At 70.4% G+C, this 25840-nt stretch carries 20 protein-coding genes; 11 read left to right on the top strand and 9 right to left on the bottom strand.

Annotation, left to right across the window (positions count from 1 at the left end; all coding sequences use genetic code 11):
• Positions 1–3 precede the first annotated feature (3 nt).
• Positions 4–672 carry a TetR/AcrR family transcriptional regulator gene (locus AC1DNC_RS03825; RefSeq protein ID WP_476861230.1) on the bottom strand — a complete coding sequence of 223 codons (669 nt, stop codon included), beginning with the start codon at positions 670–672 and terminating at the stop codon, positions 4–6.
• Between the two features lie 122 nt (positions 673–794).
• On the opposite strand from AC1DNC_RS03825, the gene AC1DNC_RS03820 reads away from it, so the two are divergent.
• The 7 genes from AC1DNC_RS03820 (at position 795) to ppsA (ending at position 10699) form a co-directional block, all read left to right on the top strand.
• A complete protein-coding gene (locus AC1DNC_RS03820) occupies positions 795–1121 on the top strand; it encodes a thiamine-binding protein (protein WP_476861229.1) in 327 nt (108 codons plus the stop codon).
• A gap of 78 nt (positions 1122–1199) precedes the next feature.
• Positions 1200–1877: an O-methyltransferase gene (locus AC1DNC_RS03815; protein WP_476861228.1), complete on the top strand. Its 678-nt coding sequence runs from the start codon at positions 1200–1202 to the stop codon at positions 1875–1877.
• A 179-nt stretch (positions 1878–2056) separates the two neighbouring features.
• A complete protein-coding gene (locus AC1DNC_RS03810; protein WP_476861227.1) occupies positions 2057–3151 on the top strand; it encodes an acyl-CoA dehydrogenase family protein in 1095 nt (364 codons plus the stop codon).
• Positions 3145–4548 (top strand): PIG-L family deacetylase, encoded by a 1404-nt coding sequence (locus AC1DNC_RS03805; RefSeq protein WP_476861226.1) that lies wholly within the window; start codon positions 3145–3147, stop codon positions 4546–4548. Before AC1DNC_RS03810 ends, AC1DNC_RS03805 begins: the two co-directional genes overlap by 7 nt.
• Before the next feature lie 65 nt (positions 4549–4613).
• Complete coding sequence (locus AC1DNC_RS03800; protein WP_476861584.1) at positions 4614–5351, top strand: glycosyltransferase family 2 protein; 738 nt, start codon at positions 4614–4616, stop codon at positions 5349–5351.
• Positions 5352–5538: 187 nt separating this feature from the next.
• Entirely contained in the window at positions 5539–8199 is a 2661-nt protein-coding gene (locus AC1DNC_RS03795) for a cation-translocating P-type ATPase (protein ID WP_476861225.1), read from the top strand.
• 79 nt (positions 8200–8278) lie between these two features.
• Entirely contained in the window at positions 8279–10699 is a 2421-nt protein-coding gene (ppsA, locus tag AC1DNC_RS03790; RefSeq protein WP_476861224.1) for a phosphoenolpyruvate synthase, read from the top strand.
• On the opposite strand, the gene AC1DNC_RS03785 is transcribed toward ppsA, so the two are convergent.
• Positions 10647–12575 (bottom strand): heavy metal translocating P-type ATPase, encoded by a 1929-nt coding sequence (locus tag AC1DNC_RS03785; RefSeq protein ID WP_476861223.1) that lies wholly within the window; start codon positions 12573–12575, stop codon positions 10647–10649. The two genes, ppsA and AC1DNC_RS03785, sit on opposite strands and share 53 nt — an antisense overlap.
• Positions 12576–12781: 206 nt before the next feature.
• Between AC1DNC_RS03785 and AC1DNC_RS03780 the strand changes: the two genes are divergently transcribed.
• Together AC1DNC_RS03780 and AC1DNC_RS03775 are read left to right on the top strand one after the other, a co-directional pair.
• Complete coding sequence (locus AC1DNC_RS03780) at positions 12782–13765, top strand: polysaccharide deacetylase family protein (RefSeq protein ID WP_476861222.1); 984 nt, start codon at positions 12782–12784, stop codon at positions 13763–13765.
• A 61-nt stretch (positions 13766–13826) separates the two neighbouring features.
• Positions 13827–17009: an HAD family hydrolase gene (locus AC1DNC_RS03775; RefSeq protein WP_476861221.1), complete on the top strand. Its 3183-nt coding sequence runs from the start codon at positions 13827–13829 to the stop codon at positions 17007–17009.
• Positions 17010–17076: 67 nt separating this feature from the next.
• On the opposite strand, the gene AC1DNC_RS03770 is transcribed toward AC1DNC_RS03775, so the two are convergent.
• The 6 genes from AC1DNC_RS03770 to AC1DNC_RS03745 all read right to left on the bottom strand — a co-directional run bounded on the left by AC1DNC_RS03770 (position 17077) and on the right by AC1DNC_RS03745 (position 22236).
• Positions 17077–18081 (bottom strand): zinc-dependent alcohol dehydrogenase family protein, encoded by a 1005-nt coding sequence (locus AC1DNC_RS03770; RefSeq protein ID WP_476861220.1) that lies wholly within the window; start codon positions 18079–18081, stop codon positions 17077–17079.
• A 63-nt stretch (positions 18082–18144) separates the two neighbouring features.
• Positions 18145–18996 carry a universal stress protein gene (locus AC1DNC_RS03765; RefSeq protein WP_476861219.1) on the bottom strand — a complete coding sequence of 284 codons (852 nt, stop codon included), beginning with the start codon at positions 18994–18996 and terminating at the stop codon, positions 18145–18147.
• A 76-nt stretch (positions 18997–19072) separates the two neighbouring features.
• A complete protein-coding gene (locus tag AC1DNC_RS03760) occupies positions 19073–20197 on the bottom strand; it encodes a YihY/virulence factor BrkB family protein (RefSeq protein WP_476861218.1) in 1125 nt (374 codons plus the stop codon).
• Between the two features lie 81 nt (positions 20198–20278).
• Entirely contained in the window at positions 20279–20875 is a 597-nt protein-coding gene (locus AC1DNC_RS03755; protein WP_476861217.1) for a DUF3618 domain-containing protein, read from the bottom strand.
• A gap of 15 nt (positions 20876–20890) precedes the next feature.
• On the bottom strand, positions 20891–21322 hold the full coding sequence (locus AC1DNC_RS03750) for a phage holin family protein (RefSeq protein ID WP_476861216.1): 432 nt from the start codon (positions 21320–21322) through the stop codon (positions 20891–20893).
• On the bottom strand, positions 21319–22236 hold the full coding sequence (locus AC1DNC_RS03745; protein ID WP_476861215.1) for a hypothetical protein: 918 nt from the start codon (positions 22234–22236) through the stop codon (positions 21319–21321). The genes AC1DNC_RS03750 and AC1DNC_RS03745 overlap by 4 nt, the downstream gene beginning before the upstream one ends.
• Before the next feature lie 182 nt (positions 22237–22418).
• Here AC1DNC_RS03745 and AC1DNC_RS03740 point away from each other — a divergent pair, with 182 nt between their 5' ends.
• Entirely contained in the window at positions 22419–23360 is a 942-nt protein-coding gene (locus AC1DNC_RS03740; protein ID WP_476861214.1) for a spermidine synthase, read from the top strand.
• A 28-nt stretch (positions 23361–23388) separates the two neighbouring features.
• Here the strand turns inward: AC1DNC_RS03740 and AC1DNC_RS03735 are convergent, their stop codons facing one another.
• Positions 23389–24306: a LysR family transcriptional regulator gene (locus tag AC1DNC_RS03735; protein WP_476861213.1), complete on the bottom strand. Its 918-nt coding sequence runs from the start codon at positions 24304–24306 to the stop codon at positions 23389–23391.
• 133 nt (positions 24307–24439) lie between these two features.
• On the opposite strand from AC1DNC_RS03735, the gene AC1DNC_RS03730 reads away from it, so the two are divergent.
• Positions 24440–25816 carry an MFS transporter gene (locus AC1DNC_RS03730; protein ID WP_476861212.1) on the top strand — a complete coding sequence of 459 codons (1377 nt, stop codon included), beginning with the start codon at positions 24440–24442 and terminating at the stop codon, positions 25814–25816.
• The last annotated feature ends 24 nt before the right edge of the window (positions 25817–25840 follow it).

The following is a 25840-nucleotide window of genomic DNA, read 5'->3' as shown; positions in this document are numbered from 1 at the left end:
GGGTCAACGGTACGGGGTTCCGTGGGTGGACCCGAACCCGACACTGAACGCGGTGCCATACGTGGTTCCCGGTGTCAGCGATTGGGGCGGCAGCGGACGGTCCGGCCGTTCTGCGCGGATGGCGTCCTCGAGCAGGGCGGCCGGACGGCGCCAGGCGTCTGACCCGGCCTCCATGGTGTCCACCACGCCGATCAGCATGGCCAGCAGCCGGATCATGTCTGCCATCGAGATGTCGCTGCGGAGGGTGCCCTGGCCCTGGCCGCGGCCCAGCAGCACGGCGACCGATTCGATCAGGTCGCCTGTGATTCCGGTCAGCACGCCGCGGCGGCCGGCCACGGCGCCGAGGAGGTTGGCTTCGTCGCTGGCCACACCCATCAGGGCGTCGATCACCCGGAACAGGCCCTCCGCAGCGTCCTTGCCGGCCAGCGCCTCTTCAATGACCGGATTGACCAGCAGCTTCAACTGCTGGTGCAGCGCCGCCAGCACGAGCTCTTCCTTATCGGCGAAGTTCCGGAACAGCGTCGCGGGGCCCACTCCGGCGGTGACGGCGATGGTCTGCAGCGGGACTTCGGGGCCGTGCTCCCGGAAGCACTGGCGGGCCGCGGCAATGATCTTGTTGACGTTGCGTGCTGCGTCCGCACGGAGCGGCCGGCGGTCTACTGCCCGGTTCATTTGCTCAGGGTAGCAACGAGGAGGTGGAGGAAACCTGTTACCGGTGGGTACGCCTGATTATGACGTGTCGGCCGGACATTCCGCGCCCCGGCATGCGCGTAGCCGCGTGGCAGACTGGAGCCATGTTGCTTGCATTTTCTGTCGCACCCTCCGGCCGTCCCGCTGGCGCTCCCGCCGGCTCCGATCCGGACGACGCCTCGGTCCACCACGCCGTCGCCGAGGCGGTGCGGATCGTGCGCGAATCCGGGCTGCCGAACCACACGGACTCGATGTTCACCACGATCGAGGGCGAATGGGACGAGGTGTTCGACGTCGTCAAGCGCGCCACGGAGGCGGTGGGCCGCTACGGCAGCCGCGTCTCCCTCGTGATCAAGGCCGACATCCGCCCGGGCTACACCGGCGAACTGACGGGCAAACTCGAACGACTGGAGCAGGCCCTGGGCGACTAGCCCGGGGCGACTCCGGCGGACCGAGCTGTGGCCGGTGGCCCTAGCCTCCGGCCGGCCCAAGCTGTAAGACTGGGCCGCATGGTCGAGCATCAGCCCACGTCCCGCTGGATCGCCGTCGAGGAGTACCTCTCCGGGGTTGTGGTCCGGCCCGATCAATCACTGCGGCATGCGGTGGAAGCCGCCGCGGCCGCCGGGATGCCGGCCATCGAGGTGGCCCCGAATGCCGGCAAGCTCTTGAAGCTGCTGGTCCAGTTGTCCGGCGCCCGGAGGGTCCTTGAGATCGGGACCCTGGCCGGTTTCAGCACCATCTGGATGGCGCAGGGCCTGCCGGAGGGCGGCACGCTTGTCTCCTGCGAATACCTGCCCCGGCACGCCGAGGTGGCGCGCGCCAACCTCGATCAGGCCGGGCTGGGCCACCTCGTCGAGATCCGGGTGGGCGCGGCACTGGACACGCTCCCCGCGCTGGAGAGCGAGGGTGCAGGGCCCTTCGACTTCGTCTTCATCGACGCGGACAAGGAAAACAACCCGCACTACCTGGACTGGGCCATCCGGCTCGGCCGGCCCGGCACCACGGTGGTGATGGACAACGTGGTGTGGGAAGGGGCCGTGCTGGACCCCGACCTGGATCCCGTCAACGCCCCGGGCATCGTCGCGGCGCTGCAGATGATGGGGGAGGACCCGCGGCTGGACGCCACGGTGATCCAGACGGTGGGGTCGAAGGGCTGGGACGGCTTCGCGCTGGCCCTCGTGCGGTAGCGGTGCGCGCTGTGCGGGAGAGCAGGGCGGTGCAGGGGCGCACGGCCGACGCCGGCGCGGTCCCTGACACGGGCAAGCGAAGTACTAAGTATGCTTAGATTTACCCAGCGGCGGCTTCGGCCGGCCGCTACAGGCACGGACAACACCAGGCGCACATCGCAAAGGACACGGACGAGGCAATGAACGCGACCCAGGAAGCCCGCCCTCCCCAGCCCGTGCGGATCAGCTCCACGCCGGGCGAACTCGCCGGAATCGCACCGCTGTTGGACGCCGCCGCGGCCGGCGTCGGGGACGTCCCGGCCCTGCTGTCACTCGCCAAGGACTTGGGGGAGGCCGCCCCGAGGCCCGGCGAGGGCAACACCGCCTTCCTCTGGGAGATCCTCGCCTCGGTCACCGCCGTCGACGTCGCCGCCGGGCGCATCCTGGAACCCCACCTCGACGCTGCCGCTATCCTCGGCCAGGCCGGCGCGGCCGACCCCGCCGGCGCCCTGGCAGGCGTCCCCTTCGACGGCGCCTGGGGCGTCTTCGCCGCAGAAGCCCCCGGTCAGCGGCTGGAAGCCAAGGACGCGGCCGGCGGCGGCGTCGTACTGAACGGCTCGAAGCCTTGGTGCTCCATCGCCGCGCAACTGGATCACGCCGTGCTGACCGCGCATCTCGAGGGCGGCGGCCGCGCGGCGTTCGCCGTCGACCTGCACGCCGCCGGGGTTAGCTTCGCGGACCCGGAATGGACCAGCCTGGGCCTGCGGGAAGTTCCCAGCGGCACCGTGCACTTCGACGCTGTTCCGGCCGTGCCGCTGGGCGCAGCCGGCTGGTACTACCAGCGCCCCGGCTTCGCCTGGGGCGGCATGGGGGTTGCCGCCTGCTGGTTCGGCGGCGCTGTCGCCGTGGCCCGCAGCTACGTGGACTCCCTGCAGAAAGCGGCCGACGGCGGCCGCGAACCGGACCAGCTGGCCCTCGCCCACCTCGGCGAAATCGACCGCACCCTGACCGGCCTCGTCCAATACCTCGCCCGGACCGCGGCCCGGATCGACGCCGGGGAGCTATCCGGACCCGGCGCGTGGAGCGAGGCGCTGCGCGTCCGCGGCAGCGTGGCCGCGGCCGTGGAACGCATCCAGTCGCTGGTAGGCCAAAACCTGGGGCCCGCCCCGCTGGCTTTCGACGCACGCTACGGCAAACGGATGGCCGATCTCTCGCTCTATATCCGGCAGCACCACGCCATGCGCGACGACGCGCAACTCGGCGCCCTGACGTTCAAGGGGGACCACCCATGGTGAGCTTCACGCACAACGACGCCGGGACCAGCGAAGAGGACTGGGCGCGCAGCGGCGTCGCCACCCTGCCGGAACTCCCGCTCGACGCCGAGGCGCTGGCCGGCACGGCGTTCATCGTCCTGGCCGCGCACCCTGACGACGAATCGCTGGGTGCCGGCGGCCTGATGGCCCGGCTGCACGGACTTGGCGCGCAGGTCCAGGTCCTGCTGTGCACGGCCGGGGAGGCCTCCCACCCCGGCTCGCCCAGCACCACACCGGAACAGCTTGCCGGCCTGCGGCTGCGGGAGTTTGCCGGCGCGCTCGGGCGGCTCGTTCCGGCCGCAGGCTGGCGGTATCTCGGGCTGCCGGACGGGAAGCTCGCCGCCCACCGGGACCAAATCCTGGCCGCGATCGGCGAGGCCGCGGCCGCCACCGGGCGGACGGGCGACCGCATCGTGCTCGTGGCGCCCTACCGGAACGACGGCCACACCGACCATGACACCCTCGGCTCTGTCGCCGCCGAGGCGGCCGCCGCGTCGGGCCACGGGCTGCTGGAATACCCGGTCTGGTACTGGCTTTGGGCCGGCCCGGAGGACCCGGCCTGGCAGTCCTGGCTGCGCCTCCCGTTGACGCCGGCCGAGGAACTGGCCAAGGCCCAGGCCATGGCGGCGCACACCTCGCAGGTCCGGGCGCTCTCGGAGCAGCCGGGGGACGAAGTGCTGCTCCCGCCGGCCTTCCTGCAGCATTTCTCCCGGCACTGGGAGACCTTCGCGTGGCAGCGGCCCGCCGCGCCGGCCGGAACGGCCGGAGCGGCGGCAACCGGCGCCGACGCGCCCTACGCCGCGGCGGACGCGGAAGGGCTCTTCGACACCGTCCACGCCCGGAGCGAAGATCCGTGGGATTACACCAGCAGCTGGTACGAACACCGCAAACGCGCGCTGACCCTCGCGGCGCTCCCCGGCCGGAACTACACCGCCGGCCTGGAAATCGGCTGTTCCATCGGAACCCTGAGCGTAGAACTCGCGGAGCGCTGCGGCACCTTCCTGGCCGTCGATGCGAGCAGCGCGGCGCTGGCCCACGCCGCCCGGCGGCTTTCGCACCTGCCGGCCGCGCAGACCCGCCACCTCACGGTCCCGCAGGACTGGCCGGAAGGCGCCTTCGACCTGATCGTGGTGTCGGAGGTGGGCTACTACCTCTCGCCGGAGGAGCTGGCGGCACTGTTTGAACGCGTCGAGGCCACGCTGTTGCCCGGCGGCACGCTGGCGCTCTGCCACTGGCGTCACCCGATCGATGGTTGGGAGCTCGACGGCGACGCCGTCCACGCCGCCGCCCGCAGCCAGCTCCGCTGGACCGACGCAGGCCTCTACCGGGAGCGCGACTTCGTCCTGGAGATCCTCCGCGCCCCGGAGCCGCTCGCGTGAGCACTGCGGCAGCCCCCGCCCGGCCCCCGCAAGGACGCCCCGGCATCGACGCCATCGCCGTCGTGATGCCGGCCCACAACGAGGACCAGCACCTCGACCGGGCCCTGCGGGCCGTGCAGCGCGCCGCAGACGAGCTCCAGCGGCAGAGGCCCGGCGTCGCTGTCCGGGTGAAAGTGGTCCTGGACAGCTGCACCGACCGCTCCGCCGAGATCGCCGCGGGGTACGTTGACGCCGACCCGCGCTTCAGTGCGCTGGAGGTCAGGCTGCACAGCGCCGGCGCGAGCCGGGCGGCAGGCGTCCGCGCTGCGGTGCTCGGTCCGCACCGGCGCGCCCCGGGCCACCGCTCCACTCCGCTGCCGTGGCCGGGACGGACCTGGCTGGCGAACACCGACGCCGACTCGCAGGTCCCGGTGAACTGGCTGGTCCGGCAGCTCGAATTCGCCGAGGCCGGCGCCGACGCGGTACTGGGCTCGGTGGAACCGGACCCCGTGGGGATGGACCCGGAACTGCTGCGCCGCTGGCTGGACCGCCACCCCTTCGAGGAAAACCACCCGCACATCTACGGCGCCAACTTCGGCGTCCGGGCCTCCGCCTACCTGGCTGCGGGCGGCTTCTCCCACCTGGAAACGCACGAGGACCGCACCCTGGTGCACAGCCTGCGCAGCCTCGCCTTCACCGTCCTCGCCACGGACAGCATGCGGGTGCTGACCTCCGGCCGGATCCATGCACGCGCTCCGCAAGGCTTCGGCGCCTACCTGCGCTCGCTGGGACGGCAGCGGCCTCCCGCGGCAACCGGCAGCTAAGGGGCCGGCGCGTTCGCCGAGGCGATGCCTCCAGGCCGCGACCCTCGAAGCCCCGGAGCGACGTAGCCGCGCGCAACCCCGGGTGACCTTTGGCCCTAACCCGGGGTGCCGCGCCGGAGCATCCTCGGAAGCATGATGGACCTGGGCAGTGCCGGGGTTAGGTGCTGCGCATGACGGGCGGCGGAGGGTGAACCCTGCCGCGGCCGGGCCGCTGTCCGTGCTCTCCGGACTGAGCTCGGCGGAGGCTGCCCTGCGGCTGGCGCGTGCCGGGCCGAACCGGCTGCCCGAGGCCCGCACAGTGCCGGGCTGGCGGCGGCTGCTGGCAGAGCTGACCCACTTTTTTGCCGTCATGCTCTGGGTGGCGGCCGCCCTCGCCTTCGTCGCCGGCATGCCGCAACTGGGCGTCGCCATCGTCGTGGTGATCGTAGTCAACGGGGTATTCGCCTACATCCAGCAGGAGCGCGCTCAGCACGCGGCCGCCAAGCTACGGGAGCTGCTGCCCGCCATGGTCTCCGTCCGCCGGGACAACCGCATCGTCAAGGTGCACACCACCGAGCTGGTGCCCGGCGACGCCGTCGTACTGGTGGCCGGCGACCGGGTCCCGGCGGATCTCCGGCTGGCGCGGGCTGCGGGCTGCACGGTGGACGAATCGATGCTCACCGGCGAAAGCGAGGCGGTCAGCAAGGCCGCCGGCGACACCGTCTTCGGCGGAACCTTCCTGGTCGTCGGCACGGCCGAAGGCGTGGTGGCCAGCACCGGGGGACAGACCAGGCTGGCGGAGATCGCGTCGTTGACCGGCAAGGTCGAGGCACCGCCGAGCCCGCTGGCCCTGGAGTTGCAGCGGATTGTCCGGATTGTGGCCGGCGTGGCCCTCGGCATCGGCGCCTTGTTTTTCGTCCTCTCGCTGCTGGTGGGCATCTCGTGGCGGGACGCGTTCCTCTTCGCGATCGGCGTGGCGGTGGCGCTGGTGCCCGAGGGCCTGCTCCCCACCGTCACCCTCTCGCTCGCCATCGGAGCCCAGCGGATGGCAGCGCGCAACGCCCTGGTGCGGAACCTGCAGGCGGTCGAGACGCTCGGCTCAACGACTTTCATCTGCACCGACAAGACAGGAACCCTCACGCAGAACCGGATGAACGCCGTCGAGGTCTGGACGCCCTCCGGACTGCTGGGCATCACCGGCGCGGGCTATGGGCCGGAAGCTCAGGTCACCCGTGAGGGCGGCGCGGACGCCGGGGCAGAGGCTTTCCGGGCGGGGCAGCGGCTCAGCGCCGCCGCCCGTGCCGCCTCGGTGGGCCGGGCGGTGCCGCACGACGGGCAGTGGATCGCCGAGGGAGACCCGATGGAAGCCGCCATCGACGCGCTGGCCACCCGGCTGGCCGGCCCCGGCGGCCGGCCGGAGGAGTCGACGCCGTCGCACCGGTTTGCCTTCGATCCCCGCCGGCTGCGCGAGTCCGCCATCGTCGGCACCACGCTCTTCGTCAAAGGCGCCCCGGAGTCCGTGATCCCCTTATGCCGGGGCGGCGGCGAGGAAGGCGACGGCAGCGGCGAGGACGGCGACGACCGTGCCCTGCAGATGGTGGACGAGATGGCCTCGCACGGGCTCAGGGTCCTCGCGGTCGCGCAGCGGAGCCTGCCGGGACTGCCCGGCGCCCGCTTTAAGCTCGAGGAGGTTGAGACCGGGCTGACGCTGCTGGGGCTGATCGGCCTGCACGATCCGCCCCGCGCCGAGGTGCGGCTCTCGCTGCAGGCGGCCCGCGACGCCGGCATCAAGGTGGGCATGGTCACCGGCGACCACGCCTTCACGGCCGCAGCCATTGCCCGGGAAACCGGTCTGATCGGCTCCCCGGAGCTGGTGCTGGAGGGCCACACCCTGCCGGAGGACGACGAGGTGCTGGCGGCGCTGCTGGACCGCGACGGCGTCGTGGTCAGCCGCGTGACGCCCGAACAAAAGCTCCGGGTGGCCCGGTTGCTGCAGCACCGCGGCCACGTGCTGGCCATGACCGGCGACGGCGTCAACGACGGGCCTGCGCTGCAGCAGGCGGACATCGGCGTCGCGATGGGCCTCAGCGGCACCGATGTGGCCCGCGAAGCGGCGGACCTGGTGCTGCTCGATGACGACTTCGCGACGATCATCGCGGCGGTGGAGCAGGGCCGCGCCACCTACGCGAACATCCGCCGCTTCCTGACCTACCATCTCACGGACAACGTCGCGGAACTGACGCCATTCGTGTTCTGGGCCCTGTCCGGCGGCCGGTTCCCGCTGGCGCTGAGCGTGCTGCAGATCCTCGCCCTGGACATTGGCACCGACCTGCTGCCGGCCTTGGCGCTCGGCAGCGAAGCGCCCAGCAAGGGGGCCCTGAAACGTCCGCCGGAGCGCCGGCACCTGATGGACCGGGCCCTGATGTTCCGGGTCTTCGGGCTGCTGGGCCCGGTGGAGGCGCTGATGGAGATGACCGCCTACACGGCCGTGCTCCTGGACGCCGGCTGGACCCCCGGGGCCGAACTGCCGCCGTCGGATGCGCTGATGGCAGCCTCGGGCGCCGCGTTCAGCACCGTGGTGCTGGCGCAACTCGCCAACGCCTTCGCCTGCCGCAGCGCCACCTCCCCGCCCTGGCGGCTGGGCTGGTTCACCAACCGGCTGCTGCTGTGGGCCGTGCTGGCAGAGCTGGGCCTGCTCTCGGTCTTCCTGTTCCTCGGCCCGCTCGCCGCCCTGCTGGGCCATGCCCCTCCGACGCCCGGCGGACTGGCCGTGGCCCTTGCCGCCATCCCGGCGGTGCTGCTCGCCGACTGGCTCTACAAGCTGGCCCGGCACCGCAAGTCCGCCCCTTCCGCCCAACGCACCGCCTAAAGGTCCAAAGCCTCTGACCCCGCACGCCGCCGGGACGCAGGATCAGGGCATTGGTAGACAAACGACCAAGGAGCCCCGCATGCCCGAACACGTGAAGTGGTTTGAAGAGATCGGCATGGGCGACGTCCCGCAGGTCGGCGGCAAGAACGCGTCATTGGGCGAACTCATCCAGTCCCTCAAGGCCCGGGGCGTCCGGGTCCCGGACGGCTTCGCCACCACCGCCGCGGCATACCGGACCTTCGTCGCGGCGAACGGGATTGAACCGGCGATGCGCTCGCGGATCCTGGCCTACCGCTCCGGCGACGCGACGCTGCGCGAAACCGGGGAGGCCATCCGGGAACTGTTCCTGGCCAGCGATTTTCCCCGGGACATCGCCGACTCCATCCGCTCGCACTACCATGAGCTGGGCCAGCGCGCCGGGTCCGAGCGGCTGTCCGTCGCGGTACGCAGCAGCGCCACCGCCGAGGACCTGCCCGATGCCAGCTTCGCCGGGCAGCAGGAGACTTTCTTGAACGTCGCCGGCGAGCGGGAACTGCTGGACGCCTGCCGGCGCTGCTACGCCTCGCTGTTTACGGACCGGGCGATCAGCTACCGGGAGGTCAAGGGCTTCGACCACCTCGACGTCGCGCTCTCCATCGGGGTCCAGCGGATGGTGCGCTCCGACGTCGGCGCCTCCGGGGTGATGTTCTCGATCGACACGGACTCCGGCTTCCCGCGCGCGGCCGTGATCAGCGCGGCCTGGGGCCTCGGCGAGACCGTGGTCCAAGGCACGATCAACCCGGACAAATACCTCGTCTTCAAGCCTCTCCTGGCTGAGGCGACGGAAGCGACGGGAGAAGCGGCACCAGCGGCGGAAGTCAGCCCGATCATCGAGAAGAGCCTTGGCTCCAAGGCGCAGAAGATGGTCTACAGCCGCGGCGGCCACGCCCGCACCCGCACCGTCGACACCTCGGCCGCGGAACGCCGTGCCTTCGTCCTCGCCGACGCCGAGATCCTCACCCTGGCGCGCTGGGCCGTCAGCGTCGAGGAGCACTACCGCCGGCCGATGGACATGGAATGGGCCAAGGACGGCGAGACCGGCGAACTCTTCATGGTCCAGGCGCGGCCGGAGACGGTGCAGTCTCAGAAGACCGGTTCCCGCTTCACCCTGCACCACCTGCTGGAAACCGGAACGGTGCTGGTGAGCGGGGCGGCGATCGGCGACTCGATCGCGCAGGGGAGCGCCTGCGTGATCCGCAGCGCCGCCGACATCGACAAGTTCCGTGACGGCGCCATCCTGGTCACCGAAATGACTGATCCGGACTGGGTGCCCATCATGAAGCGGGCGGCCGGGATCGTCACCGACCACGGCGGCCCCACCAGCCACGCGGCAATCGTGAGCCGGGAACTGGGGGTGCCCGCCGTCGTCGGGACGGGCAACGCCACCGGTGTCCTGGCCGAGGACCAGGCCGTCACCCTGTCCTGCGCCGAGGGCGATACGGGCCGCGTCTATGCCGGCAGCCTCGCGTTCGAAACCGAGGACGTGGACCTGGGGAACCTGCCGGAGACGCGCACCAAAGTCATGGTCAACATCGCCAGCCCCGCGGCCGCCTTCCAGTGGTGGCGGCTGCCGGCGGACGGCGTCGGGCTGGCCCGGATGGAATTCATTATCAGCGCCCTGATTCGGGTCCATCCGATGGCGCTCGTGCACCCGGACCGTGTCACGGATCCGCAGGAGGCCGCGCAGATCAGCGAACTCACGGCCGGCTACGCCGATCCGAAGGACTATTTCGTGGACACCCTGGCACTGGGCATTGCGAAGATCGCCGCGCCCTACCACCCGCACCCGGTGATCGTGCGGCTCAGCGACTTCAAGACCAACGAGTACGCGCACCTGATCGGCGGCGCCGCCTTCGAGGAGGCCGAGGAGAACCCGATGCTCGGCTTCCGCGGCGCCTCCCGGTACTACGACGAGCGGTACCGCGAGGGCTTCGCGCTCGAATGCATGGCCCTGAAACGGGTCCGGGAGCGGCTCGGCTTCAGCAACATCATCGTGATGGTCCCGTTCTGCCGGACACCGCAGGAGGCGGACAAGGTGCTGGCCGTGATGGCGGAAAACGGCCTGGTCCGCGGCGAAAACGGCCTGCAGGTCTACATGATGTGCGAGATCCCCTCCAACGTGGTTCTGGCCGAGCGGTTTGCCACCCGCTTCGATGGCTTCTCGATCGGCTCAAACGACCTCACCCAGCTGGTCCTCGGCGTGGACCGGGATTCGGCGCAGCTGGCAGCGTTGTTCGACGAACGCGACGAGGCCGTGATGGCGATGATCAGCGAGGCGATCCGGAAGGCGCACGCGGCCGGGATCAAGATTGGCATCTGCGGCCAGGGCCCCAGCAACCACCCGGAGTTCGCGGCGTTCCTGGTGGGCGAGGGTATCGACTCGATCTCGCTGAACCCGGACAGCTACCTCAGGACCGTCCCGCGGATCGCGGAAGCCGAGAGGCTGGCGTCCGGGGGATAGCCCCGGCTGCCCGGCCCGCGCCCCTTGGCGCCCCGGAGCGCAGGGCTCGGAGCGCATTCAGGATGGTGGCGAGGTCCACCACTTCCTGGGAGAGGGCGCCGGCGATGGCAGGGACATACCCCGCGGCGGCCGCCAGCATCAGCGCCACGCTCAGTGCGATGCCGATCCAGATGCTCTGCAGCGCCACCTTCACCGTGCGCTGGCCGATCCGCACGGCCGACGCCACCTTGGACAGGTCGTCCAGGATGATCACGATGTCGGCTGACTCGCCGGCCGCCGTCGATCCCCGCGCCCCCATCGCGATCCCGACGTCGGCGACGGCCAGGACGGGGGCGTCGTTGACGCCGTCGCCGACCATCATGACCGGACGGAGGGGGAGGGCGCGCACCGCCTCGACCTTGTCCGGCGGCAGGCACTCGGCCCGGATATCGGTCAGCCCGGCTTCGGCCGCGATGTGCTCGGCGGTGGCGAGGGCGTCGCCGGTCAGCATTACCGTCTCGGTGACGCCGAGGTCCCGGAGCTCGGCCAGGGTGCGGCGGGTTTCGCCGCGGATCGGATCGCTCATCACGAGGGCACCCGCGAACTCCCCGGCCACGCCCACGTAGATGGCGAGTTCGCCGCTGGCCAGCTCGGTTTCCAGGACGCCGGAGGCCGATTCCGCCACGAAATTGGGTTTCCCGACCACGACGTCCCGGCCGTCGAAGCGCGCCCGGACGCCGTGGGTGGCGAATTCGTTGGCCTCCGTGGCGGTCTCGAAGACCAGCCCGCGGGCCCGGGCCGCGTCCATAACGGAGGCGGCCAGCACGTGGGAGGAATATTGTTCGGCGGACGCGGCCAGCCCAAGGACGCCGGCCTCGGTGAAGGAGCCCGCGGTCCGGACCGCCACGAGGGACGGCCGGCCGTGGGTGAGGGTGCCGGTCTTGTCGAAGGCGACCGTTTTGATCCGGCTCAGCTGCTCCAGGACGCCGGCGTATTTGACGATGATGCCGCCACGCGCGGCGCGGCTCATGCCGCCGAGGAAGGCCACCGGCGCGGCGATCAGCAGCGGGCAGGGCGTTGCCACCACCAGCACCTCGGCGAAGCGGACCGGGCTGCCGCTGATGATCCAGCCCAGGGCTCCCAGCAGGTAGGCGAGGGCGGTGAACGGGACGGCATAGCGGTCGGCCAGCCGGACCATCGGAGCCTTGCTCTCGGCCGCCTCCTTCACCAGCGCGACGATCCGGCTGTACTGCGAATCCTCCATCCGCGCTGTGACCTGCATCCGGATGGCCGCTTCGCCGTTCAGGGCCCCGCTCATCAGGCCCTCCCCGGCGGCGCGCTCCACCGGCAGGCTCTCCCCGGTAAGCGAGGATTCGTCGAAAGTCCCGGACTCGGAGAGCAGGATGCCGTCCAGCGGCACTACCTCGCCGGGGCGCACCAGCAGGATGTCGCCGACCTCGACGTCGGTGGCCGCCACGTCCTCGTGCTGGCCATCGGTGTCGGCGGCGCGGGTCCCGGCGGCGTCGCCGTTGCGCTCCCGGTGGGCCGTCTGCGGGACGCGTTCCAGAAGGGACGTCAGTTCCTTCTTGGCCCGGCCGGCGGCGTAGTCCTCGAGGGCGGTGCCGCCGGCCATCATGAGCACGATGATCATGGAGGCGACAAATTCGCCCACCAGCACGGTGCTGACAATGGCGGTGACGGCCAGGATGTCGATGCCCCACTGGCCGCCGAGCAGCCGACGGACCATGCCGAAGGCGAGGTACGCCGCCACAGCCAGCGCGTAGATGCTGGCGGCGATCCGCGCGACATCTTCCTGCCCGGCGGCAAGCAGCAATACCACCGCCAGGAGGGCAACCACCGTGCCCGCGACAAGCGGATACCGGAGCGCAATTTTCACGGCTGTCCCGCCTCGTTCCTCGCGCAGGACCTGTCGTCTGCGACTACTTGCATCCTACTGCGCAGCCCGCCGCTCCCCGGGGCCCAACGGGCCCTTGCGAGTCCCGCCCCGCGGAGTTACGGCGCCAAGTCCGTTCGCGCCAGGGAAGGTCGTCCGCGGGGTCTTTCAGCCCTACCCCGCTGGGACCTGTGGTGCCACGGTGAAGCATGTGGTCGATCTTCGCCGGTGACCGGCGCCGGCTGGCGGTGCTGCTGGCGGCGGCGCTGCTGCTGGCCGCCGCCGTCGTGACCGCGCTGCTCCTGTCCCGGGAACCGCCGGGCGCCGCTCCGCCTACGACTCCCGCTGCCAGCGCCTCCACCCCAGCTACGGCAACAACGGCGCCAAGCACCACGCCGCGTCCCTCGCCCAGCGCTACGCGCAGCACCACGCCCGCCAGGCCGTCCACGCCGCTCCCGTCGTCGAGCGCGGCTCCCGCCCCGCCGCCGGCCACGACGGCGCCCGTGGTCCCGGTGCCACCGCCAGCCCCGCCACCCGTACCGCCACCGGCCCCGTTCCCCGCCTCCCTGAGGGGCGCCGACGTCGAGGTCATCCCCGGCGCCGGACCCGTGGTTGCCCTGACTTTCGACGCCGGGGCCAACTCGGCGGGCCTGCCCAGCATCCTGCGCACCCTCGGCAACACCGGAGTGCGGGCAACCTTCTTCCTCACCGGCAACTGGGCCAGCGCCAACCCCGCGGGCGTCGCCTCGATCGTGGCGGCGGGCCACCGGGTGGGCAACCACTCGATGACGCATCCGGGGTTCACCACCCTTAGCGATGCCCAGATCGCCCAGCAACTCTCCGGAGCGCAGGCCGCCATCGCTGCCGGGGGAGCGGATTCCCGGCCGCTGTTCCGCTTCCCGTTCGGCGAACGCGACGCACGGACCATCGCGGCCGTGAACGCGCGGGGCTATCTGGCGGTCCGCTGGACCGTGGACACGCTCGGCTGGAAAGGCACCAGCGGCGGCGTCACGGCACAGCTCGTCATCGACCGCACGCTCGCCGGGCTGCAACCGGGGGAGATCGTCCTGATGCATATCGGCTCCAACCCCGACGACGGCAGCACCCTGGACGCCGACGCGCTGCCGCAACTCATCAACCGGATCCGCCAGGCTGGCTACGGCTTCACGACCCTCGACGCGCTCCTTGGCTGATCGCCGGAAACCGGGCCGGGCGCCACTGTTCTGGGACCGGGATGACTGGTACGAATGACGCATGACGGAGTCGCCCACAGTTGCAGCTGCGCTGGCGCCCGTCGACGCGGTGGTCTTCGAACTGGACGGGGTGGTGCTCGACACCGCCGAGCTCCGCGCCGCCGCCTGGAAGCGGCTCCTCGAGGATGTCTTCCGGGACCACCGGCTGCCGCCGCGCGCCCGCCGGGCCCCGCTCACCGACGCCGACTACCGGCGGTACATCGAAGGCCGGACAGCCGACGACGGTGCCTCGGCGTTCCTGGCCTCGCGAGGCGTGCCGCTTCCGCCCGGTTCGCCCGCCGACGGTCCGGACGACTGGACGGCGTTCGGCCTCGGGAAACGCCAGGACGAACTGTTCAGGCAACTGCTGCGCGGCCAACCGCCGCGGGCCTTCCCGGGGACCCTGGCCCTGCTGGAACGGCTCCGGGCCGGCCGGATTCCGGTGCTGCTGGCTACGTCCGCCCCAAACGCGGCCGCGCTGCTCGCCACCGTCGGACTGGAAGACTTTTTCGACCATGTCGCGGACGGGCAGGCGGCACTGCGGCAGGCCATTCCCGGTAAGCCGTCACCGGCCCTGGCCTTGGAAGCGGTCCGGCGGCTGGACATCCCGCCCGGCCGGGCCATGGTCATCGAAGGGACGGTCGCCGGGGTGGAAGCGGGCAGCCGTGGCGGCTTCGGGCTGGTCGTCGGGATCGACCGGACCGGCCGGCGGGCCGAATTGGAGGCTGCCGGCGCGGACATTGTGGTCGAAGACGTCAGCGAACTGGACATCGGCCTAGTCATCACCCACCCCTGGCTGCTCGTCTACGAGGGTTTCGACCCGGCCCATGAAGGCCACCGCGAAGCCCTCACCACGCTGGGCAATGGATACATGGCCACCCGGGGTGCGGCTCCGGAACACCGCGGCGGCGAAATCCACTATCCCGGAAGCTACCTGGCGGGGGTCTACAACAGGCTGGCCAGCGTTGTCGAGGGGCAAGCGACGGTGGACGAGCACATGGTCAATATCCCGGACTGGCTGCACCTGGACTTGCGGATCGAGGACGGCGCCTGGTGGTCCGACGGCGGCCTGGCGCTCCGGCAGGAACGCCGCACGCTGGACCTCAAACGCGCCCTGCTCACCCGGGAGGCCTTGCTGGAGGACGACGCCGGGCGGCGGCTGAAGCTGGTGCAGCGCCGGCTCGTTTCGATGGCGGAGCCGCACCTCGCCGCGCTGGAAACGGTGCTGACCGCCGACGGCTGGAGCGGCAGCATCAGCGTCCGCAGCGGCTGCGACACCGACGTGACCAATTCCAACGTCCCGGAGGACGCACAGTTATCCAGCCGGCACCTGACGGCGGTGCGGGTGACCGAGTCCGCCGGCGGGCAAGACGCCGGCGGCCAAGACGCCGTCGTGCTCAAGGTCCAGGTGCAGACCAGCCAGAGCCGGATCGGCATCGCCCTGGCGCTGCGCACCGACGTGTCCGGCCCGGCCAACTCCGTCTTCGAGCAGCTCGGCGGCCTGTACACGCACCGCTTCGACGTGCCGGCGGCGGACGGGACGGCGATCACCGTGACCAAGACCGTGGGGGTCGCCAGCTCGCGTGACCACGCCGTCTCCTCCCCGCTGACGGGGGCGGAAGCGGTGCTCGCGCGTACGGGCAGCTTCGAGACGTTGCTGGCGGGGCACGAGAAGGCCTGGGCCTTGCTGCTGGCACCGTTCATCATCGAATCCGACGCGCCGTCGCAGGCGCAGCTGATCCTGAACCTGCACGTCTTCCACCTGCTGCAGACGCTGACCACGCACACCGCGGAGCTGGACGCGGGCGTACCGGCCCGCGGACTGCACGGGGAGGGCTACCGGGGGCACGTCTTCTGGGATGAGCTGTTCGTGCTGCCGGTGCTGAACTCCCGGCTGCCCTCGCTGGCCCGGGAGCTGATCGACTACCGCTGGCGACGGCTCGGCACCGCCCGCGACGCCGCGCGGGCTGCGGGTCTGCGGGGCGCGCTGTTCCCCTGGCAGAGCGGCAGCGACGGCACGGAGCAGACGCCCAAACTGCTTTACAACAAGCTCTCCGGCCACTGGATGCCGGACTACTCCCACCTCCAGCGCCACGTCGGCCTGGCCGTGGCCTACAACGCCTGGCAGTACTTCGAGGCCACGCAGGACCGCGGCTGGCTGACCCAGCACGGCGCGGAACTCATTGTCGACGTCGCGCGCCTGTTCGCCTCGATGGCGGACTACGACCCCACCGACGACCGGTTCCACCTCAGGGGCGTCATGGGCCCGGACGAGTATCACACCGGAACCCAGGCCAACCCGGGCGGCGGCCTGGACGACAACGCCTACACCAACATCATGGCCGCCTGGGTGTTCGACCAGGCCGAATGGATCATGCAGTCCGTCCAGGGGTTCGACATGGAGGATCTCCGGGCCCGGCTCGGCATCACGGCCGCGGAGATCGCCGGCTGGGCGCGGCTGAGCCGGCGCATGTTCGTGCCTTTCCACGGGGACGGGATCATCAGCCAGTTCGCCGGCTACGGCGCGCTCCGGGAACTGGACTGGAACCACTACCGCCGCAGCTACCGCAACATCGAGCGGCTGGACCTCATCCTGGAAGCCGAAGGCGACAGCACCAACCACTACCGGCTGGCCAAACAGGCCGACGTCCTGATGCTGCTCTACGTCCTGGGCGAGGACCAGCTCCTGGGGTTCCTGGGCCGGATGGGCTACACCGTCACCGCAGCCCAGATGGCCGCGACCGTGGACTTCTACCTGGCCCGGACCGCCCACGGCTCCACGCTCAGCCGGGTGGCGCACGCCTCGGTGCTCGCGCAGCGGGACCCGGAGCAGGCCTGGGCTACGTTCCGCGAAGCCCTGGACGCGGACCTGGACGACACCCAGGGCGGCACCACGAGCTCGGGCATCCACCTCGGCGCCATGGCCGGTTCGATCGACGTCGTCCAGCGCAGCTTCGCCGGCCTGCGGATCACCCGGGATGCCCTCGACTTCACGCCCCGGCTCCCGGCCGAACTCCGCCGGGTCGACTTCCAGGTCCGCTATCGCGACCAGTTGCTGGCGGTGCATCTGGAGACGGACCGGCTGCTGGTCTCCGCGGCCCCCGGGGACGCAGCCCCCGTGCTGGTCCGGGTGGGCACCCGGAAGGTGCTGCTGCGGGCCGGCGAGCAGCACGAGTTCCGCCGCGCCGATTCCGCACCCAACTAGCTGGCACTTGTTGTCGTTTTGCGCCCTCAAAACGACAACAACTGCGAGCCAGTTGGGCGGGGACTGCCTAGGGGGCCACGCGGATGACGGCGGCGCCGGTCACCCGGTCCCCGGCCAGGTCCCGCAGCGCCTGGTCAGCGGCGTCGAAGGGGTAGGCCACGGTGGTCGGGCGGAGGGGGATCTCCGCGGCGAGGCGGAAGAATTCCTCCCCGTCGGCCCTGGTGTTGGCGGTGACGCTGCGCAGCTGGCGTTCCTGGAAAAGCTCGGCGGCGTAGTTCAGGGGCGGGATGTCGCTGAGGTGGATGCCGGCGACGGCGAGGGTCCCGCCCCGGTCCAGGGCCCTCAGCGCCGGCGGAACCAGCTCCCCGGCGGGGGCGAAAAGGATGGCGGCGTCGAGCGGGTCCGGTGGCTCCTCGTCCGCGCCGCCGGCAAAGGTGGCCCCGAGCTCCAGGGCGAGGCGGCGTGCTTCCGGCGACCGCGTCATGACGTAGACCCGGGCGCCCTGGTAGAGCGCAAGCTGCGCGGCGAGGTGGGCCGAGGCGCCGAAGCCGTAGATGCCCAGCCGGCCGCCGATGGGCAGTTCCGCTCGAAGGAGTGCCCGGTAGCCGATGATGCCGGCACAAAGCAGGGGGGCCGCCTGCTCATCCGAGAAGACCTCGGGAACCCGGTAGGCGAAGTCCTCGGCGACGGTAATGAGTTCGGCATAGCCGCCGTCGCGGTCCCAGCCAGTGAAGGTGGGCGACAGGCACAGGTTTTCCTGCCCGCGCAGGCAGAACCGGCAGGAGCGGCAGGTGCCGCCGAGCCACGCCACCCCGGCCCGCTCGCCGGGGCGGAAGCGGTCCGCGCCCTGGCCCGCGCTGATCACCTCGCCGATAACTTCGTGCCCGGGAACGACGCCGGACCGCCGGGGTGCCAGCTCTCCTTCGGCCAGGTGCAGGTCCGTGCGGCATACCCCGCACACCCGCACCCGGAGCAGGATTTCGCCGCGGCCGGGGACGGGGGCCGGGCGCTCGCCGGACACCAGCGGGCCTGACGCGATTGGCCCCGGATGCGCTACCCACCAGGCTCGCACGGAGCCCCCTTTCTGGCTGCTCTTCCGGACCGGGCCGTGGAGGCAGCGATCCCCGGGTCGGAATCAGCGCGTGATCATGACGTTGCAGGCCGCCTTGTGCAGCACCGCGGAGACGGTATTGCCGATGCCTCCGCCGCGGTTGTGGGTGCCGAGCACCAGCACATCCGCGTCTTCGGCGGCATCCACCAGTTCCTTGGCCGCTGCACGGCCCTCCTTCAAGGTGCCGGAGAGTGCCAGCCCGGGCGCGAGCCTGGCTGCCTCGCCGAGGAGGTATTCCAACAGTTCCGCTCCGTGGAGCGGTGCATGCCGTCCATGCTCCGCCGGGCTCCCGCCGGGGTCCGGATCCACGTGGACCAGTTGCAGCTCCGCCTCCACCGCGGCGGCGAGGCGGGCGGCGTCCGCGAGCAGCGACGAGGTGGGCGTTGCGGCGTCGACGCCGACGACGACGGGCCGGCCGGGCAGATGCGGGCGGCGGACCACCATGAGCGGGCACGGGGCGGCGCCGGCCAGGTCCAGGCAGACCGACCCGGCCAGATGCCCGAGCACGCCGCCGATGCCGCGGCTCCCCACCACGAGCAGGGAGGCACCCGCGGCGGCCTGGCGCAGGACCTGTGCGGGCAGGCCGGCTTCCATGACGCCGTCGACGGCGAGTCCGGGGTCGACGCCGTGCACCAGCCCCACGCCCTCGGCGAGGATGGTCTCGGCGGAATGCCGCAGCCCGCTGCCGGCCACACCCCTGACCGGTCCCAGGTCCTTGGTGAACATCGGCCAGACCCAGGCGTGGACCACCCGCAGGGGGAGGCCCCGGATGGCGGCATGGTCGGCGGCCCAGCGGACGGCGAGTTGAGAGGCCTCGGAGCCGTCGTAGCCCACTGCGACTGCGGCGCTCCCGGAACCTGCTGCGGGTGCCGGCATGGATCCTCCCGGTTAGGCGGACGTAGCACCCCCCAGCGGTGCGTCCCCCCAGTAGAGCCGGTGGGGGTCGGGACGGCTAGGGGCTTTGGTCCCCTGCCCGCTCGGCTGCGGCGTGTTCTTCCCGTAGCTCCCGTCCGCGGCGGATGTCCTCTTCTTCCTTGGCCTGCAGTTTGTCGCTTTTCTTCGTGTCGCGCGGCGGCAGCTGGATGGTTTCCTCGGCCTCGATGCCGGCCTGGAGCTGGCGTCCGCGCTCGGTCTCGGCGTCGAACTCGGCGCCGAACAGCAGCGACATGTTCAGGATCCACAGCCAGAGCAGCGCGATGATGACGCCGCCGATCGCACCGTAGGTCTTGTTGTAGCTGCTGTAGTTGGCCACGTAGAAGCCAAAGGCGAGGGAAGCCAGCAGGAAGACCACCAGGGCGATGGCCGATCCCATGCTCATCCAGCGGAACTTGGGCTGCTTGACGTTGGGGGTGGCGTAGTAGAGGACCGCAATCGCCACAATGACGAGCGCTAGCATGACCGGCCATTTGGCGATGTTCCAGACAGCCAGGAACGCTCCGCCGAGGCCGATGATGTTTCCGACCGACTCCGCTACCGGGCCACTCAGCACGAGCATCGCGGCCAGTACGACGACGATCAGCAGGTTGACGACCGTAACGCCGAGCATGGTGCCGCGGAGCTTAAGGAAGGGCCGGCCCTCGTCGATCTCGTACACCCGGTTCATGGCCCGACCGAAGGCGCCCACGTAGCCGGATGCCGACCAGAGGGCGGTGAGGAGGCCGATGACCAGCGTGATGCCGGCAGCCGAAGAGCTTGCCAGTTCGCTAACCACCGGGCCGATGGTCTTGACGGTGTCGCCCGGGGCGAACCCCTTGACGACGTCGAGCAGGGCGGAGGTGGTCTTTTGGGCGTCCCCGAAGATACCCAGCAGGGACACCAGCGCCAGCAGTGCGGGGAAGATTGAGAGCACGGCGTAGTAGGTCAGCGACGCGGCGAGGTCGGGGCACTGGTCCTTGGTGAATTCCCGCACGGTCTTCTTGGCGATGTATTTCCAGGAAGGTTTGGTGACATCGGTGGGGCGGTCCGGCTTGCGTGCGTCGTCAGAGGCGGGCGCGGTGCGGGCCTTGGCAGTGCTGCTCTCGGGGGTTTCGGCGTCGTCCATGGAGCCAGTTTCCGCCCGGGTGAGGTTCTTGGCCATCGGAATCTTCTTTCGTGGTTAAGCGCAGCGGCCGGCCGCCCAGCGCGTCAGCGAGGGCAACCGGCCGTCTTGCGGGTGGGGCTAGGCCTGCTGGACGTTGTCCTTGGCGTCGGCCGCACGGTCCTTCACATCGGCGACGGCGCTCTGGCCTTCGCCCTTGACGTTCTGGGCGGCGTCGGTGGCCGTGGCCTTGACGTTCTCCATGGCTTCCTGGGCCGGCTCCTTGAGTCCCTCGGCCACGTGCTTGGCGGCGTCGGTGAGCTCGGTGGTGAGCGGCTCGGCAGCTGACTTCAGGGCGTCCGCTGCTTCCCGTTCCTTGGTGCTCGCCGGGATCAGCGAGGACACCAGCAGGCCCGCGCCGAAGGCGATCAGGCCCGCGGCGAGCGGGTTGCCCTGCGTTTTGGTCTTGGCCAGGTGCGGTGCGTCGGCGACGGCGGAGCCGGCGTCGTTCAGGTGCGAGGCGGCGCTGCCGCCGGCGGAATGGACGTTGCCGGCGGTGTGGTCGGCTGCTCCCATAACTTTCTCCTTCACTCCGAAGACGGCGTCTTTCACTTTGTCAGTCTGGCGCTGGACGATGTGCGACGGGGTCACCTTGTCGGCCACGGCGTCGACGTTCGTGCCGAGCCTGGCGCGGGTTGCTTCAATGTCGGCGCGGATGGCATCCGGGTTTTCACTCATTGTGTTTTCCTCGCTCTAGTGGCTGGGCTTGAGGGTCGGGGGGATTTCCTGAAGGGTTTCCGCGGTCTGCGGCATGCCCTTGACAGCCTTGAGTTCCTTGCGGCCCATCGAGGCCAGGACGGCGCCGATGATGCCCCAGAGGATCGCGACGACGACGCCGGACCAGCCCAGTCCCATCAGGGTTCCGAGGCCCCACCAGAGGGCGAGGGAGAGGAACAGCAGGACGAAGTGGCCCGCGACGCCGGCGCCAGCGAACATTCCGCTGCCCTTGCCGGCCCGGCCGGCGGTCTGCTTCAGTTCGGCCTTGGCGAGCTCCACTTCCTGACGCATCAGGGTGGACATGTCCCGCGTGACGTCGCCGAGCAGGTCGCCCAGGGAGTTGGTCTCGGCTTTCACATGGGCCTCGGTGGGAGGCATCGGGGCGCCCATGGGCATCTCGTTGCTCATCGACGGCCTCCGTCGAACGGATCCTTACGGTCGGGGTCGATGGCCGGGTCAATGCGGTACGGGTCGGCCGCGAGCGGGTCGTTGGCTGCCGGTTCGTCCGTGAATGAGCCGGCTGCGAGCGGATCGTTGGACCACGGGTCGGCCTGGACACCGGAACCCTCCAGGGGGCTGGGCGGGTACGTGTCCGCAACACCCGCCGTCGTGGTCTCCGGGTAGGTGACCGGCGGCGGGGGGACCGCGACGCCGGCATCGGGCACCCGGGTCACCGGGGGCGTGTACTGCGCGGGTGTCCCGGCGGTGACGGCGGAACCGGTGGACGTCGTCTCCGGTGCCCCGGCGCTAAGGCTGCGGCTGAGGCGGCCGGCCAGGATGCCGGCGCCGGCAGCGGCCAGCAGGAAGGTGCCGGGGCGCTGGCGGGCAAAGGACTTGACCTCGTTGAGCAGGGATCCGGGGTCGCGGTTATCGAGCCAGGTCGCCACGGAGGAGGAGCGCTCGGCGGCCTGCCGGATCAGATCCGTCGCGACGCCCGGCTGATCCGAGGCGGCCGCCATGGTGTGCAGCTCGCTGGAGATCGAACGCAGGCCTTCGGCAGCCTTCTGCTGCTGCGTGCCGGCCTGCGCGGTGAGGTCGGTGCGTGCCTGGTGCAGGAGATCCCTGGCGTTGCTCTTGACCTCGCCGGCCACGTTGGCCGCTTCGGCCTTCGCGGTCTCGGTGACGTTCTGGGCCGATTCCGCGGCCTGCTGCTTGACTTCGACGGCTTCGCCCTTGGCGGCATCCGTCTTCGAGGGCGCCTCGGTGGACGCGGGCGGGAACGTCGAGCTCTGGCGCAGTTCCGGCTCTGCGTCGTACGCGGTGCGCTGCGTCGCCGTCGGGGTACCGTAGCTGCCGTCCTGGGGCCACTGGTTCTCTGTCATCGTCGCTCTCTTTCCTTGTAGATCTGCGGCCGGTAAGTAAAACCAGCCGCGCCGAACGCGAATAGTAAGCATGATTACTATCCGATACTAAGCACGCTTCCAAATTGATTGCAAGGAGATTCTGAAATCCGATCGCCGGCGCCCCGCTAGGGTTGAAGCATGAGCGGAACGGCGGACGGCTGATGGCAAAGCGGGGCAGGGCGGCAGGCCGAAATGCCGCGAATGCAGCGCCCGGAGTGGTGGAAGTGCCGAAGGGCAGCCGCCCCGACGGCCCTGCCGCAGGCGTGTACTACATCGACACCGGCGACTGCGAGCTGATCCCCGACCAGGACAATTCGACCGGCTGGCTGCTGCGGATCAACGGCGTCATGAGCTCCCACATCGACCTCGCAGACCCGCTCTTCCTCGACTTTGAGTACATGCGCTGGATCGCCGCGCTGGTGGAGTCCCGTTGGCCGCCCGCGGCCGGGCCCAAGCTGCGCGCCCTGCACCTTGGCGGCGGGGCCTGCTCGCTGGCGCGCTACTTCCACGCTGCCTATCCGGACGCCCGCCAGGTGGTGGTGGAGCTGGACGGCAAACTCGCCGAGTACGTCCGCGGCTGGTTCGACCTGCCCAAGGCGCCGCTGCTGCGCCTGCGGGTGGGGGAGGCCCGCGAGGTCACCGAGAGCCTCACGCCGCAGACGCGGGACCTCATCATCCGGGACGTCTTCGCCGGATCCGTCACCCCGCGGCCGCTGACCACCGCCGAGTTCACCGCCCACGCCAAGCGGGTCCTGGCGGACGGCGGGATCTACTTGGTGAACTCCGGCGACGCCCCCGCCCTGGCCAACGCGCGCGAGGATGCGGCCACCATTGCGGCGGCCTTCGCGCACACCGTGATCATCGCCGACCCGGCCATGCTCAAAGGCCGGCGCTACGGCAACATGATCATCGCCGGCAGCGACGTTCCGTTCGAGGACGACCCCGGCCTCGCGCGGCGCCTGCTGGGTGGTGCGGTGCCGGCCCACATCTGGCATGACTCCAAGGTGCGGGCCTTCGCGGCCGGCGCCGCGGTCCGCCACGACCCGCCTGCGCCGGACGCCCCAACGTCGCCGGACGCCCCATCGCCGTCGGCTGCTCCGTAGACGCCCTTTTGCGGGCCCAAAACGGCGTCTACGGAGCAACCGATGCGTAGCCGGCTCGGCCCATGAGTGCCTCGCGGTGCGCGTCGGTCTGCTCACGCAGGGCCTGTACGACGGCGGCGACGGCGGGCCGGCGCATCGAGTCCGGCCGCAGGACCATCCAGTAGGGGAGCAGTTCGGCAAACTCACCCGGCAGCAGCCTGACCAGGTCCGGATGCAGGTCCGCGGCGAAGCAGGGCAGGAAGCCGATTCCGGCCCCCGCGCGGGTGGCCTCCACGTGCACAAAGACGTTGGTGGAGCTCAGCCCGTCCCGCATGGTCGGAACCAGCCGGCGGGGCGCGTCGAGGTCATCAACCTGGAGCATGGAGTCCACGAAGTAGACCAGCGGATGCTCCTTCAGTTCATCCACCGACTGCGGGGTCCCGTACTCGGCCAGGTAGCTCCGGGAGGCGTACATGCCCAGCATGTAGTCGCCGAGCCGTGCCGCCTCGGCCCGGTGGACCTGCGGCTCGCCCACCACCACCTCGATGTCCAGCCCCGAGCGCTGCTGCAGAGCCCGCCGGGTCACCGTGATGATCTCCACGCTGAGCCCGGGGTGGTCGCGGCGCAGCCGGGCTACCGCAGGGGCCGCGATGTAGGCGCTGAAGCCGTCGGTGGCCGTCATCCGCACCACGCCGGTGACGGGATCCGGCGTCGTCCCTGGCTTTTCGAGCGAGCGCACCGCACCCTCCACCTGCTCGGCGACGGCGACCGCCGCGGCGCCAAGTTCCGTCAGTTCCCAGCCGCCCGAGGCCCGGGACAGCACGCGGCCGCCGAGGGCCTTCTCCAAGGCCGCGATCCGGCGGGAAACCGTGGTGTGGTTCAAGCCCAGGACCTGGGCCGCCGTCGTGAATTTGGCCGAGCGCGAGACCGCCAGCAGCACTAGAAGGTCATCGGGGTTTGCATTCATATCTGCAATTCTGCACATACATCGTGCCGCTTTGGCCATTGAACCCCGCAAAATGTGCGGCAATACTCGATGAGGCCCATTTTCAGTGCCGTGCATCACAGCGCGTGTCATCGTGGACACTAAGGAGATCTAAATGAGCGTAGACCAACGCTCCGCAACACCCCCCGCCGCAGCCACCAAGGGTGCAGGCCTCAAGAAAATCGTCGCCGCTTCAATGGTCGGCACCGTCGTAGAGTGGTACGAATTCTTCCTCTACGCCACCGCCGCCACCCTGGTGTTCGGCAAGTACTTCTTCCCCGCCACCGGCAACGATCTGGACGGCATCATCCAGGCGTTCCTGACCTACGCCGTGGGCTTCGTCGCCCGCCCGCTCGGCGGCATCGTCTTCGGCCAGATCGGCGACAAGCTGGGCCGCAAGCCCACCCTGCAGCTGACCATCGTCATCATCGGCGTGTCCACCTTCCTGATGGGCTGCCTCCCGGGCTTCGCCGACCTCGGCTACCTCGCGCCGGCCCTGCTGGTTGCGCTGCGCTTCATCCAGGGCTTCGCGCTGGGCGGTGAATGGGGCGGCGCCGTGCTGCTCGTTGCCGAACACAGCCCGAACGAGTCCCGCGGCTTCTGGTCCAGCTGGCCCCAGGCCGCCGTTCCGGTCGGCAACCTGCTGGCCACCCTCGTCCTGTTCATCATGTCCAACGTGCTCAGCGCCGCGGATTTCCTCGGCTGGGGCTGGCGCGTGGCGTTCTGGCTCTCCGCCGTGATCGTGTTCGTCGGCTACTACATCCGCACCAACGTCTCCGAGTCCCCGATCTTCCTCGAAGCCAAGGCACAGCTGGAGCAGGAGCAGGCCGCCAGCTACGGCGTCCGCGAAGTCATCCGCAAGTACCCCAAGGGCATCCTGCAGGCAATGGGCCTCCGCTTCGCCGAAAACATCATGTACTACCTCGTGGTGAGCTTCGCGATTGTCTACCTCAAGAGCGTCCAGAAGTACGACACTTCCTCCCTGCTGCTGGCCCTGCTGATCGCGCACCTCATCCACTTCCTGGTCATCCCGCAGGTGGGTCGGCTCGTGGACAGCTGGGGCCGCAAGCCGGTTTACCTGGTTGGCGCCATCACCGGCGCCACCTGGCCGTTCTTCGCCTTCCCGATGTTCGACACCCGCAACCCGGTGGTCATCGTGCTCGCCGTGACGATCGGCCTGTGCCTGCACGCGTTCATGTACGCCGGCCAGCCGGCCCTGATGTCGGAGCTGTTCCCGACCCGGATGCGTTACGCCGGTGTCTCGCTGGGCTCGCAGGTCACCTCGATTTTCGCCGGCTCCCTCGCGCCCCTGCTCGCCACCGCCTGGCTCAAGGACACCGGTTCCTGGCTGCCCACCGCCATCTACCTCGTGGTGGCCTGCGCCATCACCACGGTGGCAGTGCTCAGCCTCAAGGAAACCAAGGGCATCGCCCTCGAGGAAGTGGACCGGGCCGACGCCGAGCGTGAGGGCCTGGTTGTGGCCGGGCGCTGATCCGGCTCCGACCTGCTTGAATCT

The sequence above is a fragment of the Arthrobacter sp. 01N442 genome, from assembly GCF_056399345.1.
Note: the sequence above shows the minus strand (reverse complement) of the source record. Positions and strands in the feature narration are given on the sequence as shown.